This window comes from Micromonospora sp. MA102 (assembly GCF_025460765.1).
In the GTDB taxonomy this organism is placed as follows: Bacteria; Actinomycetota; Actinomycetes; order Mycobacteriales; family Micromonosporaceae; genus Micromonospora; species Micromonospora halotolerans.
Genome location: NZ_JAMWEG010000001.1, coordinates 314,726 through 329,571 on the forward strand (window position 1 = coordinate 314,726; position 14,846 = coordinate 329,571).

The 14,846-nt window shown below is 74.9% G+C and carries 15 protein-coding genes; 9 read left to right on the forward strand and 6 right to left on the reverse strand.

Annotated features, from left to right (window positions below):
* Positions 1 to 122: 122 nt before the first annotated feature.
* Positions 123 to 1,004, reverse strand: coding sequence for a serine hydrolase (locus NFX44_RS01530; RefSeq protein WP_262281643.1), 882 nt, complete (start codon positions 1,002 to 1,004; stop codon positions 123 to 125).
* 48 nt (positions 1,005 to 1,052) lie between these two features.
* On the opposite strand from NFX44_RS01530, the gene NFX44_RS01535 reads away from it, so the two are divergent.
* Both NFX44_RS01535 and NFX44_RS01540 read left to right on the forward strand, forming a co-directional pair.
* A complete protein-coding gene (locus tag NFX44_RS01535) occupies positions 1,053 to 2,039 on the forward strand; it encodes a LysR family transcriptional regulator (RefSeq protein WP_262281644.1) in 987 nt (328 codons plus the stop codon).
* A gap of 141 nt (positions 2,040 to 2,180) precedes the next feature.
* Complete coding sequence (locus NFX44_RS01540; RefSeq protein WP_262281645.1) at positions 2,181 to 3,035, forward strand: aldo/keto reductase; 855 nt, start codon at positions 2,181 to 2,183, stop codon at positions 3,033 to 3,035.
* 46 nt (positions 3,036 to 3,081) lie between these two features.
* On the opposite strand, the gene NFX44_RS01545 is transcribed toward NFX44_RS01540, so the two are convergent.
* Positions 3,082 to 3,918 (reverse strand): helix-turn-helix transcriptional regulator, encoded by an 837-nt coding sequence (locus NFX44_RS01545; protein ID WP_262281646.1) that lies wholly within the window; start codon positions 3,916 to 3,918, stop codon positions 3,082 to 3,084.
* 102 nt (positions 3,919 to 4,020) lie between these two features.
* On the opposite strand from NFX44_RS01545, the gene NFX44_RS01550 reads away from it, so the two are divergent.
* A complete protein-coding gene (locus NFX44_RS01550) occupies positions 4,021 to 4,770 on the forward strand; it encodes an SDR family oxidoreductase (protein ID WP_262281647.1) in 750 nt (249 codons plus the stop codon).
* 64 nt (positions 4,771 to 4,834) lie between these two features.
* Positions 4,835 to 5,818, forward strand: coding sequence for an aldo/keto reductase (locus NFX44_RS01555; RefSeq protein ID WP_262281648.1), 984 nt, complete (start codon positions 4,835 to 4,837; stop codon positions 5,816 to 5,818).
* Positions 5,819 to 5,858: 40 nt separating this feature from the next.
* Here the strand turns inward: NFX44_RS01555 and NFX44_RS01560 are convergent, their stop codons facing one another.
* Positions 5,859 to 6,359 carry a GNAT family N-acetyltransferase gene (locus tag NFX44_RS01560; protein ID WP_262281649.1) on the reverse strand — a complete coding sequence of 167 codons (501 nt, stop codon included), beginning with the start codon at positions 6,357 to 6,359 and terminating at the stop codon, positions 5,859 to 5,861.
* Positions 6,360 to 6,489: 130 nt separating this feature from the next.
* On the opposite strand from NFX44_RS01560, the gene NFX44_RS01565 reads away from it, so the two are divergent.
* From NFX44_RS01565 to NFX44_RS01575, 3 genes are read left to right on the forward strand one after another with little or no spacing between them, the layout of a single operon-like run.
* Positions 6,490 to 7,044: an NADPH-dependent FMN reductase gene (locus NFX44_RS01565; protein WP_262281650.1), complete on the forward strand. Its 555-nt coding sequence runs from the start codon at positions 6,490 to 6,492 to the stop codon at positions 7,042 to 7,044.
* A gap of 28 nt (positions 7,045 to 7,072) precedes the next feature.
* Positions 7,073 to 8,086 carry an ATP-binding cassette domain-containing protein gene (locus NFX44_RS01570; RefSeq protein ID WP_262281651.1) on the forward strand — a complete coding sequence of 338 codons (1,014 nt, stop codon included), beginning with the start codon at positions 7,073 to 7,075 and terminating at the stop codon, positions 8,084 to 8,086.
* Entirely contained in the window at positions 8,083 to 8,937 is an 855-nt protein-coding gene (locus NFX44_RS01575) for an ABC transporter permease (protein WP_262281652.1), read from the forward strand. The genes NFX44_RS01570 and NFX44_RS01575 overlap by 4 nt, the downstream gene beginning before the upstream one ends.
* Positions 8,938 to 8,989: 52 nt before the next feature.
* On the opposite strand, the gene NFX44_RS01580 is transcribed toward NFX44_RS01575, so the two are convergent.
* Complete coding sequence (locus NFX44_RS01580; RefSeq protein ID WP_262281653.1) at positions 8,990 to 9,988, reverse strand: hypothetical protein; 999 nt, start codon at positions 9,986 to 9,988, stop codon at positions 8,990 to 8,992.
* Between the two features lie 82 nt (positions 9,989 to 10,070).
* Entirely contained in the window at positions 10,071 to 13,421 is a 3,351-nt protein-coding gene (locus NFX44_RS01585) for an AAA family ATPase (RefSeq protein ID WP_262281654.1), read from the reverse strand.
* Positions 13,422 to 13,642: 221 nt separating this feature from the next.
* Here NFX44_RS01585 and NFX44_RS01590 point away from each other — a divergent pair, with 221 nt between their 5' ends.
* Both NFX44_RS01590 and NFX44_RS01595 read left to right on the forward strand, forming a co-directional pair.
* A complete protein-coding gene (locus NFX44_RS01590) occupies positions 13,643 to 13,864 on the forward strand; it encodes a hypothetical protein (RefSeq protein WP_262281655.1) in 222 nt (73 codons plus the stop codon).
* A gap of 1 nt (position 13,865) precedes the next feature.
* Entirely contained in the window at positions 13,866 to 14,186 is a 321-nt protein-coding gene (locus tag NFX44_RS01595) for a GYD domain-containing protein (RefSeq protein WP_262281656.1), read from the forward strand.
* A 4-nt stretch (positions 14,187 to 14,190) separates the two neighbouring features.
* On the opposite strand, the gene NFX44_RS01600 is transcribed toward NFX44_RS01595, so the two are convergent.
* On the reverse strand, positions 14,191 to 14,595 hold the full coding sequence (locus NFX44_RS01600) for a hypothetical protein (protein ID WP_262281657.1): 405 nt from the start codon (positions 14,593 to 14,595) through the stop codon (positions 14,191 to 14,193).
* Between the last annotated feature and the right edge of the window lie 251 nt (positions 14,596 to 14,846).

Genomic DNA, 14,846 nt, shown 5'->3' on the forward strand with positions numbered 1-14,846 from the left:
GTCCGTCCACCCCACCACCGGCCGCCCGGCGGTGTCCAAGATCGTCCGGCGGAAGGCGCGATACGCGTTCGGATATCGGCCCAGGTCACGACCGTCGGCGCGGGCCGGCCCCGGCCGGGAAATCAGCCGGCGCGCACCGCCTCGACGGCGGCCCGGGCGGCCTCGCCCATGGCCAGGTCCACGTCGATCCGGCGGGTGCTGAGCCGCTCGGTGCGGGCGAGAACCGCTACCGCGTACCGGCCGCCGTCGGGATACTCGACGACCCCGGCCTCAAGTTGCAGGCCCGGCAGGGTGCCGGTCTTCCCGGCGACCCGGACGCCGGGCGGGAAGCCGGCGGCGAGCCGGGTCCAGAAGAGCTGCCGGGCCATCAGGTCGCGGACCATCGCGCAGGCGGCCGGCGGCCCCGCCTCGTCCCGCCAGATGAGGCCGAGCAGCCGGGTCAGCTCCCGGGCCGTGCTGGAGGTGGTGTGCTCCGGGTCGAACACCCGCATGGCCCGGACCCGCTCCGGAGGCAGGGTGGGGAAGATCCGGGCGAAGTCGGCCTCGGTGCGGGCGCCCACGTCGGCGAGCATCGTCTCGACCAGCTGCCGGGGGCCGCCGACGATCCGGGTACGCGGCAGGCCCAGCTCGGCGGCGAGCATCGGCAGCACGTCCGGGCCGACCCGGCGCAGCAGCAGGTCGGCGGCGGTGTTGTCGCTCACCGACATGGCGAAGTAGGCCAGGTCGCGCAGGGACACCTCGACGTCGTCGGCGCAGCCGGCCACGCCCCAGCCGCCGAGCCGGTCCGCCGCGCCGACCAGCACCCGCTCGACCGGGTCGAGCTGGCCGGCGACGGCCTGCCGGGCGAACTCCAGCACCAGCAGGATCTTGAACACGGAGGCGATCACCACCTGCTCGTCGGCCCGCAGCGCCACCTCCCGCCCCGGCGCGTCGACGTCCTCGACGTGCAGGCAGCCGCTGATCCCGGCCCGCCCGAAGATCTCCTCGATCCGCTCCCCGCTCACCCCGACACGCTAACCAGCGGCGACCCGGGCGGGCGTAGGGTGCCCGTCGTGGACCTGCTGCGACACCTGCGGCACTTCGTGGTGGTGGCCCGGGAGCTGCACTTCGGGCGGGCGGCCGAGGTGCTGGGCATGGCGCAGCCGCCGCTGAGCCAGTCGATCCAGCGGCTGGAACGCGAGCTGGGCGCCACCCTCTTCGACCGGTCGCAGCGCCAGGTCCGGCTCACCACGGCCGGCCAGCTCCTGCTCGGCGAGGCCGACGAGCTGCTCGCCGGGGAGCGCCGGCTGCGCAACCTGGTCGACCAGGTCCGCCGGGGCGCGCTCGGCGTGCTGCGCGCCGGCGTACCCCCGGAGACCCCGGCCGTGACGCTGCGCGCGCTGCTCGACGGGCTCGCCGGGCGGGCGCCCGGACTCGACCTGGACCTGCACGAGCTGACCAGCGCCGAGCAGCGGCGGATGCTGGCCGAGGGGCGGCTCGACGTGGGCCTGCTGCACCACCCGGTGGAGGAGGCGGGGCTGCGCTTCGGCCCCGCCGTGGACGCGCCGGTCGGGGTGCTGCTGCCCCGGGCCGCTCCGGCGGCCCGGGCCCGCGAGGTGCGGCTGGCCGACCTGGCCGGCCTGGACCTGATCACCGCGCCGCCGGCCACCGCGCCCGGCTGGCACGGGCACCTGCTGGCGGTCTGCCGCCGGCACGGCTTCGTGCCGGCCCGGGTCCGGCCCGCCCGCAACCCGGAGTTCCTGTTCGGGCTGCTGCTGGCCGGTGGCGCGGTCGCCCTGGAACCGGAGCCGGTGGCCCGCCGCGAGCCGCGGATCGCCTGGCGGCCCCTGGTCGACGCGCCGCTGGTCAAGCGGACCTCGGCGGCTTGGCCGGCGCGGGCCGGGCACCCCGCCGCCCCGATGTTCGGGCAGCTCGCGGCCGAGGTGCTGGCCACCGTGGAGCCGCCACCGGCGACCGCGGCGCTCGCCTCGGCCGCCCGGCCCTGGCCGGTGCTCTTCGAGGCCGGCCAGGGCCCCGGTGAGCAGCCGCAGGCGGGCTGAACGGGCCGATGGCGGCGCAGATCACCCCGACGGCGGCCGTGACGAGCCGGGTCGAGCGGGTAGAGAAGCCGGGTGGCAAGGCCCGGCGCCGCGCGTGGAAGCGTTCCCCCGGGCACCCCGGACGATCGGAGATGAGGCTTCATGGCCCCGAACAGCGTTCCCGACATCTCGCTCAACGACGGCAACACCATCCCGCAGCTCGGCTTCGGGGTCTTCCAGATCGACCCGAAGGACACCGTGCAGGCCGTCAGCACGGCGCTGGAGGTCGGCTACCGGCACATCGACACGGCCGAGATGTACGGCAACGAGGCCGAGGTCGGGCAGGCTGTGCGCACCTCCGGGCTGGACCGCAGCGAGGTCTTCGTCACCAGCAAGCTGAGCAACGCCTTCCACCGGCCGGACGACGCCCGCAAGGCGTTCGAGTCGACCCTCGCCGAGTTGAAGTTCGACTACCTCGACCTGTTCCTGATCCACTGGCCGCTGCCGACCCGCTACGACGGCGACTTCGTGGCCACCTGGCGCGCGCTGGAGGAGCTGCAGCGCGACGGCCGGGTCCGGTCGATCGGCGTCTCCAACTTCCAGGTGGCCCACCTGGAGCGGCTGGCCGCCGAGGCGGACATCGCACCCGCGGTCAACCAGATCGAGGTGCACCCCTACTTCGGCAACGAGGACGTACGCGCCTACGGCAGGGCCCACAACATCCTCACCGAGGCCTGGTCCCCGATCGCCCAGGGCAAGGTGCTGGACGACCCGACCGTGGTCGACATCGCCGAGGAGGTCGGGCGGACCCCCGCCCAGGTGGTGCTGCGCTGGCACGTGCAGCGCGGCGACATCGTGTTCCCGAAGTCGACCACGCCGAGCCGGATCGAGGAGAACTTCCGGATCTTCGACTTCGAGCTGGACGGAGCGACCGTGGACCGGATCGACGGCCTGAACCGGGGCGGGGCGGGCCGGCAGGGGCCGAACCCGGACACCTTCGACTACATCCCGGACTGAGCCGCCACCGCGACCGGGGGCCGGGCCGCCGGCCCCGGTCGCGGGCTCAGGAGCCGACCCGCTCGGCGGCCCGGCGGAACGCGGACTGCGTCGGCGACCCCGGCTCGGGGACGTAGACGATCAGCCGCTGGTCGGTCTCCGGCACGTGCAGCACCCGGCACTCGAACTCCAGCGGCCCCAGCTCCGGATGGGCGACCCGCTTGACGGTCGGGCGCCGCTCCCCCACCTCGTGCTCGGCCCAGAGCGCGGCGAACCGCGGGGAAAGCCCGAGCAGCTCGGTCACCAGCCCCGCCAGGGCCGGGTCGGCCGGATAGCGGCCGTACGCGGCCCGCAGGTCGGCCACCGTGGTCCGGGCGAAGCGCAGCACCTCCGGGTCGGCCCAGTACGACTCGGGCACCGTCCGGCCGAACATCCAGCGGACCATGCTCCGCTCGCCGGCCGGCACCGTCGACAGGTCCCCGACGAACCAGGCGGCCAGCCGGTTCCAGGCCAGCACCTCGTACGCAGCGTCGACCAGGTAGGCGGGCGTCTCCGTCATGCCGTCGAGCAGGTGCCGCAGCCCGGCCGGCACCTCCCGGGAAGGGCCGACGGCGTCCGGCGGGCTCTCCCCCGCGACCCGGAACAGGTACGCCCGCTCGTCCCGGCTGAGCAGCAGCGCCCGGGCCAGCGCGGACAGCACCTGCCGGGACGGGTGCGGCCCACGCCCCTGCTCCAGCCGGATGTAGTAGTCGATGGACATCCCGGCGAGCTGGGCCACCTCCTGGCGGCGCAGGCCCGGCGTGCGGCGGCGTACCCCCTCGGGGAGGCCGACCTCGGCGGGGCGCAACCGGGCGCGGCGGGTGCGCAGGAACCCCGCCAGCTCGTCGCGGCGCAGTGTGCTCATGCCCCCAGCCTGCCGCACGGCCGGCTCCCGAGGCTGGTACCGCCGGTACCAGCCTCGGCGGGTCTCTCCCGCCGCCGGGCGCCCGGCGGCAGCCTCGACGGCATGACGACGACGATCGCCCTGATCACCGGGGCCAACAAGGGAATCGGCCTGGCCACCGCCCGGCAGCTCGGCGCGCGCGGGATGACCGTGCTGGTCGGCGCGCGGGACGCCGCGCGGGGCCGCGAGGCGGCGGACAAGCTGCGCGCCGAGGGGGCGGACACCCACTTCGTGCCGCTGGAGGTCACCGACGCGGCGTCGGTCGCCGCCGCGGCCGAGCTGGTCGAGCGGGAGTACGGCCACCTGGACGTGCTGGTCAACAACGCCGGCATCATCCGGGCCGACGGCGCCGGGCTGCCCAGCGAGACCACCCTCGACTCGCTGCGCGAGGTGTACGAGACGAACGTGTTCGGCGTGGTCGCGGTGACCAACGCGCTGCTGCCGCTGCTGCGCCGGGCCCCGGCCGCCCGGATCGTGAACGTCTCCAGCGAGGTCGGCTCGATCGCCGTGATGACCGACCCGGAGGGCGCCCTGTTCGCGCTGACCTCGATCCCCTACCCGACCTCGAAGACCGCGCTGAACATGGTCACCGCCATGTACGCCAAGGAGCTGCGGGACACCCCGATCAAGGTGAACGCCGCCAACCCCGGCTACTGCGCCACGGACCTCAATCACCACAGCGGCTTCCGCACCGCCGAGGAGGGCGCCGAGGTGAGCGTGCACCTGGCCACCCTCCCGGCGGACGGGCCGAGCGGCCTGCTCTGGGGCTACCAGATGGACGCCGGCGGCGGCTACGGGGTGCTCCCCTGGTGAGGTTTGACTTCGCGCGCACTCGAAGGTGGAGGGTGACGGCAACGTTCTGACGGGGAGGGAACCCATGCGTTACCGCACCATCGGCACCGACCCGGCCACCCGGCGCGAGGTCAGCGTGCTCAGCCTCGGCGCGATGCTGTTCGGCACCGCCACCGACGAGGCCACCTCGTACGCGATCCTCGACCGGTACGTCGAGGCCGGCGGCACGTTCATCGACACCTCGGACAACTACGCGTTCTGGCAGAACGGGGGCCAGGGCGGGGAGAGCGAGGAGCTGCTCGGCCGCTGGCGACGCAGCCGCGGGATCGGCGGCGAGGTGGTCATCGCCACCAAGCTCGGCGCCCGTCCCCTCGCCCCGGGCACCAGCTACCTGGACAACGCCGAGGGCCTGTCCGCCAAGGTGATCCGCGAATCGGCCGAGCGCAGCCGCGAACGGCTCGGCGTGGAGAAGCTCGACCTGCTCTACGCGCACATCGAGGACCGGACCGTGCCGCTGGAGGAGACGGTCCACGGCTTCGCGGAGCTGGTGGCCGAGGGCACGGTCGGGCTGCTCGGCGCCAGCAACCACCGCGCCTGGCGGGTCGAGCGGGCCCGGTCGCTCGCCGCCGCGGCCGGCCTGCCCGGGTACGAGGTGCTCCAGTACCACCGCAGCTACCTGCCCCCGCGGCTGGACCTGCCGAGCGACCTGGATCCCGACGGCGACGTCGGCTGGGTCGGCCCGGACCTGGCCAGCTACCTGCGGGCGGAGCCCCAGCTCACGCTGGTGGCGTACTCGCCGCTGCTCAAGGGCGCCTACGCGAAGGCGGAACGGCTCGGCGAGGGGTACGCCCTGCCGAGCGTCCCGGGCCGGCTCGCGGCGCTGCGCGCGGTCGCCGACGAGACCGGGGCGACCGTCAACCAGGTGGTGCTCGCCTGGTTGACGGGCGGGGACGTGCCGGCGATCCCGCTGGTCGGGTTCTCCTCGGTGGCGCAGCTGGAGGAGAGCCTCGCGGCGGTCGACCTGGAGCTGACCCCGGAGCAGCGGACCCGGCTGGACACCGCCCGCTGACGCGCGACGGGGCGGGCCGGCCGGCCCGCCCCGCTGCGGGTCACCCGGTCAGCTCGATCCGCCAGTCGTTGGAGCGCATGAGGTGCCCCGGCGGGTATTCGAACTCCGTCTCGCCGAGCAGCGTGAACCCGGCCTTGCGGCACACCGCGTTCGACGCCGGGTGGTCCACCGACGGGTAGGCGTGCGCGAAACGCCGGTCGCCGTGCGCTGCGGCCTCCGCGATCAGGGCGCCCACCGCCGCGCTCGCCAGCCCCCGCCCCTGGTACGCCGGCAGCACCGCCCAGCCCATCTCGTAGACCGGCTCGCCGCGCCACTCCCGCGCCCAGTAGCCGACGCTGCCCACCTTCGTCCCGTCGGGCAACCCGACGGTGAACATGTGCCCGCCGCGCGGGCCGGGGCCGCGCAGGTAGCGCTCGTGCCGGGCGATCACCTGCTCGTCGGTCTCCGGGCCGCCGGTGTGCGCCCGCACCTCCGGCGCGTTGAGCTGCCGCAGCAGCTCCAGGTCGTCGGCGCTCCACCGCGCGAGGCGTACCTCGGTCATGCCGTCCCCCTCTCCCCGGCGCCGATTGAAGCAGCCGCCCCCGACACCGGCCCGCCAGATCCGATCTGGCGGGCCGCCGGTCCGCGTCTGGCGCCTGCGGGCTGAGGCCCGACACCAGCGGGAGGGGAGCATGACGCCGTTGCGGCTCGCCGTGATCATCGGCAGCACCCGGGAGGGACGGATCGGCGACCGGATCGGTCGCTGGTTCGTCGCGCAGGCACGCCGCCGCGAAGGGCTGGCGGTGACCGTGCTCGACCTCGCCGGGTACGACTTCCCGGCCAGCCTGCCGGCCGAGCCCACGGCGGCCATGCGGTCGTTCGCGCGGGAGGTGAACCGGGCGGACGCGTTCGTGGTGGTCACCCCGGAGTACAACCACAGCTTCCCGGCGTCGTTGAAACAGGCGATCGACTACGCCTACGACGAGTGGCAGGCCAAGCCGGTCGGGTTCGTGTCGTACGGCTGCCGCTCGGTCGGCCTGCACGCGGTCGACCAGCTCCGGACCGTGTTCACCGCCCTGCACGCGACGACAGTGCGCGACAGCGTCGGCGTCGACCTGCTCGACGGCGAGCCGACGGGGCGGGCCGAGGAGCGGCTCCGGCAGGACGCCCGGGTGCTCCTCGACGAGCTGTGCTGGTGGGGCCTGGCGCTGCGCGAGGGCCGCGCGGCGCGCCCGTACGTCTCCTGAGATGGACCGACGAAGAGAGGTAGTGATCATGAGTAACCGGAACACCGGCCTGGCCGTCGAGGCCGACGGCCTGGTCCGGTCGTTCGGCTCGACCCGCGCGCTGGACGGCCTGGACCTCCAGGTCCCCGCCGGGACCGTCTACGGCCTGCTCGGGCCGAACGGCGCCGGCAAGACCACCGCGGTACGGGTGCTGGCCACGCTCCTGCGCCCGGACGGCGGGCGGGCCCGCGTCTTCGGCCACGACGTCGTCGCCGAGGCGGACGCGGTCCGCGCCCGGGTCAGCCTGACCGGCCAGTACGCCTCGCTCGACGAGGACCTGACCGGCGCGGAGAACCTGGTCCTGCTGGGCCGGCTGCTCGGCCTGGGCCGGCCGGCGGCACGGCAGCGGGCCGACCGCCTGCTCGCCGCGTTCGGGCTGACCGAGGCGGCCGGGCGGCAGGTGAAGAAGTACTCGGGCGGGATGCGGCGGCGGATCGACATCGCGGCGAGCATCCTCAACACCCCGGACCTGCTCTTCCTCGACGAGCCGACGACCGGGCTGGACCCGCGCAGCCGCAACCAGGTGTGGGAGATCATCCGGGCGGTGGTCGCCCACGGCACCACCGTGCTGCTGACCACCCAGTACCTGGACGAGGCCGATCAGCTCGCCGGCCGCATCGCGGTGGTCGACCACGGCCGGGTGATCGCGGAGGGCACCCCGGGCGAGCTCAAGTCGTCGGTCGGCTCGGGCACCGTCCACGTGCGACTGCGCGACGCCGGGGAGCGACCCCGGGCCGAGCAGGTGCTGCGGACGGCGCTGGGCGTGCCGGTGCAGCTCGCGGCGGACCCGGTGGCGCTGACCGCCCGGGTCGGCGAGGACGGCACCGACCTGGAGGCCGGCGAGCAGGCCGCGCGCGCCCTCGGCGAGCTGGCCCGGGCCGGCATCGTGGTGGACGACTTCTCCCTCGGCCAGCCGAGCCTGGACGAGGTGTTCCTGGCCCTGACCGACCACCCCGCCGTCGGGGCCGACGAGCGGGACGACGAACTGGAGGCGGCCCGATGAGCGACACCGCGACCACGACCGGGCGCCCGCCGTCCGTCTACGTGCCGTCCGCCGAGGCGCTGGCCACGGTCCTCGCCCCGGGCGAGCGACCGCCGAGGCCGGGCGCGCTGGCCGCGTCGCTGACCTTCGGCTGGCGGGCCATGCTGAAGATCAAGCACGTGCCCGAGCAGTTGTTCGACGTGACCGCGTTCCCGATCATCATGGTGCTGATGTTCACGTACCTGTTCGGCGGCGCCCTCGCCGACAGCCCGCGGGACTACCTGCAGTTCTTCCTGCCCGGCATCATGGTGACCAGCGTCGTGATGATCACCATGTACACCGGTGTCGGGTTGAACAACGACATCGAGAAGGGCGTCTTCGACCGCATCCGCACCCTGCCGGTCTGGCGGCCCGCCGCACTGGTCGGCATGATCTTCGGGGACGTGCTGCGCTACGTGCTCGCCGCGGTGGTCATCCTCTGCGTCGGGCTGGCGCTCGGATTCCGGCCCGCCGGCGGGCCCGTCGGCGTCCTGGCCGGCATCGGCCTGCTGGTGATCTTCTCGTTCGCGTTCTCCTGGGTGTGGACGTTCTTCGGCCTGGTGCTGCGCAGCGAGAAGTCGGTCATGGGGGTCAGCATGATGGTGCTGTTCCCGCTGACCTTCCTGAGCAACGTCTTCGTCGACCCGGCCACCATGCCGGGCTGGCTCCAGGCGTTCGTCAAGGCCAACCCGGTCACCCACCTGGTCGCGGCCGTGCGCGCCGCCATGGCCGGGTCGACGGACGCGACGAACACGATGTGGCTGCTGTTGTGGAGCGCCGGGTTCGTGGCCGTCTTCGGCACGCTGACCATGTACCGCTACAACCGCCGCTGATCAGACGGGACGGCGGGGGTGTCGCCGCGGCGACACCCCCGCCGTCCCGGCCCTACCGGACGCGGTTCGCCCACCGCCAGTTGTGCACGAAGCCGTGCTTGACACCGCCGAAGAAGTAGGCCCACACGGGGCTCGTGGCGTACGGGCCGATCTCGTCGAACATGGCCTTGGCCTCGTCCCGGCGGTCGGACAGCGAGTAGGCGAGGGCGAGCCAGTTGCGGCACACCATCGCGTCGCCGTGCCGGGGCGGGCCTGCCGCTCGCCACTTCGCCGCGCAGGCGTCGTACTCCTGCCGCACCTCGGGGCGCTGGAAGTACCGGCGGCAGGCCAGCACCCCTTCCGGTGTGGGGGTGCCCCAGTTGAACTCGCGCATGGCGTACTCGAAGTGCGCGAACAGGGGCAGCAGGGTGACCGCGGTCCCGGGCGGCGCGGCGGCCGCAACGGCCCGGGCCAGGCCGAACATCTCGTCGTGCGAGCCGTACCACTTCTCGCAGAGGAAACTCACCGCCGCCAGGTGGACCCCCAGGTTGAACGGGTCACGATGCCGGGCCTCGGTGAACGCCTGGTGGAACTCCGCCTGCCGCGAGCGGCCGTCGGAGAACATCGCCCACAGCACGTCGATCCACGGCACCGGATCGTGGGGCGCGAGGGCGATGGCCCGGCGCGCGGCGACCGCGGCCTGGGCCGACAGGTCGGCGAAACCCTGGAACTGCTCCCGGGTGGTGTCGCTGGCCGGGGCTGAACCCCGCGCGCGGCCCGCTTGTTCCGCGAGCGTCGCGGCGTGCAGGACGGCGGCGGTCGGATCGTCGGGAGCGGACGCCAGCCAGGCGTCCAGCCACGTGTCGTCGGCGGCCGCGTCGCTGAGGACCGAGACCCGGCGGGCGCGGCGCTCCCAGTCGGAGCCGGCGGCCTCGATCACGTCGCGGGCGGCACGCCAGTCGGCGGACGCCTTGTCCCGCGCTGCACGCAGCTCCAGGTCGTCGAGGGCTCGGTCCAGGTCGACAACCGGCTCGACCGGCCGCTGACCACGGCTGAAGGGGTTCCGGAACATCGGCGGATCATATGCCCCTCGGACCCGGTCGTGGGGGTCGGCCGGGCTGGTAGTTGATCATTGTCGATCCCGGGCCGTGGGCTCAGCGGCTGGCCGCCTCACCAGCCTCGGAGAGGCGCCAGGGCACGGGCTCGGTGGGCAGGTAGCGGCAGGAGCTGCCGGTGGAGACGGTGGCGCGCAGATGCTCGGCGAGCGCCGGATGCCGCTCGTCCAGCCGGCGCAGCGTGTCACGGATCCGGGCCGTCACCGCCTTGCGGGCCCGCTCGGCCTCGTCGCCGAGCCGGCGGGTGCGCCCGGCCAGCCCGGCCGCGGCGCGCAGCTCGGCCAGCAACGCGGTGCGCTCAGCGTCCAGGGCTGCCACCTTCCGGTCGTCGCCGCGCGCGGCGGCCCGGTCGATCTCGTCGTCGAGCCGTTGCAGGTGGCGCCGGTAGCGGGCCCTGGCCTCGTCGTCGAGCACCGGGTCACCGCCGAGTCGCCGGGCGGCGACCAGCTCCGGCCCGGCGGCGGGGTCGAGCAGCTCGACCACGGGCACGTCGACGCCGGGCCGGCCCAGCAGCAGCCGCAGGTCGTGCAGGCCCTTCGCATCGGGCAGGTGCACCACCGTGCCGCCGTACGCGAGCCGCCACACGGCCCCGTCCCGCCGGAACTCGGGCTCGGCGTCGGCGTCGGCCGTACCGGCCCGGTCACCGCTCACGACGCCGGAACCGGCCGCGGCCAGGTGGCCCGCTCCGGCCAGCACCGCGATGACGTGAGCAGCTCCGGCCGGTGCCCGCGCCGGAACGCCGACGTCCGCGTCCGGTGGTCGTCCCACGGTTTCCGGAGTGCCGGGAGTCAGCGCCTCCACCTCGCCCAGCCGGTGCAGGACCTGGGTCATGCCGACTGCCTGCGCCTCGGCCGCCGTGTCGGCGCGCAGCCGGACCGCCGTGGCCGCGTCGCCGGGCCGCCCGCGTGCGGTCAGGGCGGCCACCAGCCCGGCCCGGCTGAGCAGCGACCACGGCCGGGCACCCATCCGGTCGGCGGCGTCGCGGGCGGCCTCGTAGCCGGCCACGGCGTCGTCCCACCGCTGCTCGGCGGCGTCGACGGCGGCCAGCCAGAGGTCGACCGGGCCGCTGATGTCGCAGCCGAAGAACGCCGCCATCCACCGGCCCCGGTGCGGCTCCAGCGCCACCCGCACCTCGGCGCAGCGGCGGGGATCGGCGCTCGCGGCCGCCGCCTGTGCCCGCAGCCGCAGCCACAGCGGCGACACCGGCCGCGGGTACGTGGTGCCGGCCGCCTCGATCCCGGCCGTGAGCCGCACGGCGGTGCCCGCGTCGCCCCGCTCGGCGGCCGTGATGGCCCGGAGCAGCTCCCGCTGCGGGTGACCGGCCGCGACCGGCTCGTCGAGCAGGGCCTCCGCCTCGGCGAGGCGACCCCGGAGCAGCAGCAGGCACCAGCGCAGGTGCTGACCCATGAAGGCGTGGTCGGAGTGCTCCCACTCCCCGTACCCGTCCATCTCGGCGAAGTGCGCCTCGGCGGCGGCGAAGTCACCGCGGAACCCGGCGATGATGCCGCTGTCGATGGCCGCGGCCATCCGCTGGCGGGCGACCTCGCCCTGCCGGCAGCCGGTGACGAACGCGGTCAGCTCGTCGTGGAAGCGCGGGTCGCCGAGCTCCAGCAGCGCGACCCAGCGCAGCGAGGTGGCCCACAGCTCGGTCTCCCGGTCGCCGGTGCGGCGGGCCACCTCCCGGATCTCCGCGGTGACCACCGCCCGGTCCTCGGCGGTGCCGAGCCCCCAGGTGGTGTCGTGCCGGGCCCACAGGCTGAAGGTGAGCGCCTCGTCGTCGCGGCCGTGCCGGGCCAGCGTCTCGGTGGCGGTGATCAGGTCGGTGACCAGTGCGCTCGTCCCCCGGCCGGGCTCGGGCTCACCGATCAGCCGCCCGTACGCCTCGCGCACCAGCTCGGCGGCGCCCGTGCGGCGGTGGGCCGCCGCGTCCTGCCGGTGCGCGGTGAGCGCGACGCGGGCCAGCACGGCCGGCTCGTCCAGCGGGCGGGCCAGCGCCGCCGCGTCCACGAGCAGGCGCTCGGCCTCGTCCGGCGTGCCGACGTGCTGCAGCTGCTGGGCCAGCTCCAGCATGAGCTTGACCCGGCGGGCCGGCTCCTCGGCGACCTCCAGCGCGCGCCGGAAGTGCTGCACCGACTCCTCCACGGCCAGCCGGCCGCCGGCGTCCCGGGCGGCGGCGACCAGCAGCTCGACGGTGCGCGCCGGGTCGAGGTCGGCGCCGGCGAGCCAGGCGTGGCGGGCCAGGTCGGCCGGGATGAGCCGCTCGGCCAGCGCCGCCGACCGGTCGACGGCGCGGACCACGGCGGCGTGCCGGGCACGCCGCTCGGCGTCGCCCAACCCGTCGTAGAGGGTCTCTCGGACCAGGTCGTGGGCGAAGGCGAACCGGCCGCCGCCCCGGGCCAGCACGAGCCGGGCGGAGGCCGCGCGGTCGAGCAGCCGGTCCACCTGCGCGACGGGACCGGGTACGCAGGCCGCGAGGACCTGCCGGTGGAAGTCCCGGCCGAGTACGGCGGCCACGGTGAGCGCCTCGACCACCGGGGCGGGCAACTGGTCGAGCCGTCGGCGCACCGCCGCCCGCACGCCGGGCGCGATGGTGGTGGCCAGGCCGTCGGTGTGCCACAGCCGGGCGGTCTGCTCGACGAAGAACGGGTTGCCGCCGGTGCGCCGGTGCACCTCGTCGACGAGGTCGTCCGCCGGGTCGCGGCCGGCGGTGCGGCGGATCAGCGCGGCCACCTCGTCGCGGGCCAGGCCGGTCAGCGTGATGGTGGTGGCTTTGGCGGTCAGCGGCAGCAGCAGCGGCCGGAGCCGGTGGTCGCCGGACTCGACCTCGGCGTCCCGGTAGGTGCCGACCAGCAGCAGCCGTTCGAACCAGGTGTGCTGGGTGGCGAACTGGAGCAGCCGCATCGAGGCCGGATCGGCCCAGTGCAGGTCGTCGAGGACGACCACGACCGGCCGGTGCTGGGCGACGGCCACCAGCGCGGTGGTCACGGCGTCGTGCAGGGCGAACTCGGCACGGCCGCCGTCGTCACCCGGCACCTCCCCGACCGGCTCGGCGCCGGTGCCCTCGCCGAGCAGTGCCGCGAGCCCGGGCCCGGCGGCATCCTGCGCCCGGGCCCAGTCGTCGGGGTGGCGGCCCAGGCGGCGCAACACCTGCACCCAGGGCCAGTAACCGGGGGCGCTGTCGGAGTCCCAGCACGCCGCGCCGAGCACCAGCGCCCCGCGCCGCCGGGCCTCGTCGGCGACCGCGCTCACCAGCGTGGTCTTGCCGATGCCCGGCTCGCCCGTGACCAGGACGAGGCCGCCGTGGCTGGTGGTCACCCGGTCCACTTCGGCGCGCAGCAGGGCCGCGGGGTGTTCCCGCCCGATGATCGCCTCGCCGAACCGCGGCTCCATGACCTCCCGACGGTAGTCGACCGGTCCGACAACGCGGGGGACCCGGACACCGAGGACCAGCGAGGGCACCTGGTCGGCAGCGGCACGCTGACCCGCCTGTCGGCCCACCGCACCGGAGCGCTGCTGCCGCACCACAGCCGTGACACGTGCCGACGTCAGCGACTGCCGTGGCCGGGTCAGGGGTCAGGACTAGCGGTGGAGGCAGCGGGTAACCGCGGCCCATGGGTAGCCACAAGCAGAACAAGCACGATCCGGGCGGCGAGTCGGCGCGGGCGGGGCGGAATTCGGGCACCGGCGCGCCGGGCCGCCAGGGCTCGGGAATGGAACGCACGGGGAAGCGGCACGAGTTGCACACCGCCACCGGCGCCGCGGGCTCGGAACGGGATCAGGGCCGCGCCAAGGTCCAGGGCGCCCAGCGGGTGCAACGGCAGGGCGGCGGTTGACATGCCCGCCTTCCTGCTGCGGTCGGTCTACACCGCGGAGGGGATCGACGGGCTGACGCGTGACGGCGGCACCAAGCGCGCCGAGGTGGTCCGGAAGCTGGTCGAGGATGCCGGCGGCACGTTGATGTCGATGCACTTCGCCTTCGCCGACGACGACACCTACGTGCTCTGCGACCTGCCCGACCACCGCACCGCCGCAGCGCTGGCGATCCGCATCGGCGCGGCTCGCGGGTTGCGGACCCGGGTCACCCCGCTGCTGACCCCGGCCGAGGTCGACGAGGCGACCCGGACGACGACCGACTACACGCCGCCGGGCGACTGAGCCGTCAGCGCGCGTCGGTGACCACGTGCGAGCAGGCCGGGCAGGCCGCCGGGCCCTGCTCGGCGAACCACCGGCAGGTACGCCGGATCGCACACTTCGGCAACTGCTCCTCCCCCGGTTCGGCCGTCTCCACGTAGGAGGCGGCCATCCGCGCGCCCAGGCCGCAGTGCTCGCCGGTCCAGAAGCCGCAGGACGACGTGACGCACGGGCCGGCCAGCCGGAAGCGGGACTCCACCGGGGCCCCGGAGTCGCCGGCCGCGGCGAGCGCCACCTCGGCCGGCACGGCCGGCGTGACGTAGGCGACCCGCCCCGCCGGAGTGATCATGCCGAGGAACACCGTGGCGTTCGCCGCCGGCGTGCTCGGACACATCCGCTCCGGCGGGTCGGTACGCCCGACGGCGTCGGTCACCGCTGCATCCAGAAGCCGATGTCGTTGATCTTCTGGCCGAGGTCCTGGGCGAACGGGCCGTCGAGCACCCAGAGGCCGTACCACTCGGGGCGCAGCTTGAGGTTGCCGTGGCCGACGGTGAGCGGGTTGTGAGCCGGGCGTTGGCGGTGCCGAGGGCGGCCAGGCCGGCCTTCTGGATCTCGCCGGCGATGAGGGTCTGCTGCTCGGGGGTCAGGTCGACGCCGTCGACTACGAACCGGAACTCGTTGCGG

Bases quoted from the DNA above. Each gene is read 5' to 3' on its own strand.
- NFX44_RS01540 (WP_262281645.1), top strand. From the start codon at position 2,181: ATGGCCCCGAACAGCGTTCCCGACATCTCGCTCAACGACGGCAACACC.
- NFX44_RS01545 (WP_262281646.1), bottom strand. From the start codon at position 3,918: ATGAGCACACTGCGCCGCGACGAGCTGGCGGGGTTCCTGCGCACCCGC.
- NFX44_RS01550 (WP_262281647.1), top strand. From the start codon at position 4,021: ATGACGACGACGATCGCCCTGATCACCGGGGCCAACAAGGGAATCGGC.
- NFX44_RS01555 (WP_262281648.1), top strand. From the start codon at position 4,835: ATGCGTTACCGCACCATCGGCACCGACCCGGCCACCCGGCGCGAGGTC.
- NFX44_RS01560 (WP_262281649.1), bottom strand. From the start codon at position 6,359: ATGACCGAGGTACGCCTCGCGCGGTGGAGCGCCGACGACCTGGAGCTG.
- NFX44_RS01565 (WP_262281650.1), top strand. From the start codon at position 6,490: ATGACGCCGTTGCGGCTCGCCGTGATCATCGGCAGCACCCGGGAGGGA.
- NFX44_RS01570 (WP_262281651.1), top strand. From the start codon at position 7,073: ATGAGTAACCGGAACACCGGCCTGGCCGTCGAGGCCGACGGCCTGGTC.
- NFX44_RS01575 (WP_262281652.1), top strand. From the start codon at position 8,083: ATGAGCGACACCGCGACCACGACCGGGCGCCCGCCGTCCGTCTACGTG.
- NFX44_RS01580 (WP_262281653.1), bottom strand. From the start codon at position 9,988: ATGTTCCGGAACCCCTTCAGCCGTGGTCAGCGGCCGGTCGAGCCGGTT.
- NFX44_RS01585 (WP_262281654.1), bottom strand. From the start codon at position 13,421: ATGGAGCCGCGGTTCGGCGAGGCGATCATCGGGCGGGAACACCCCGCG.
- NFX44_RS01590 (WP_262281655.1), top strand. From the start codon at position 13,643: ATGGGTAGCCACAAGCAGAACAAGCACGATCCGGGCGGCGAGTCGGCG.
- NFX44_RS01595 (WP_262281656.1), top strand. From the start codon at position 13,866: ATGCCCGCCTTCCTGCTGCGGTCGGTCTACACCGCGGAGGGGATCGAC.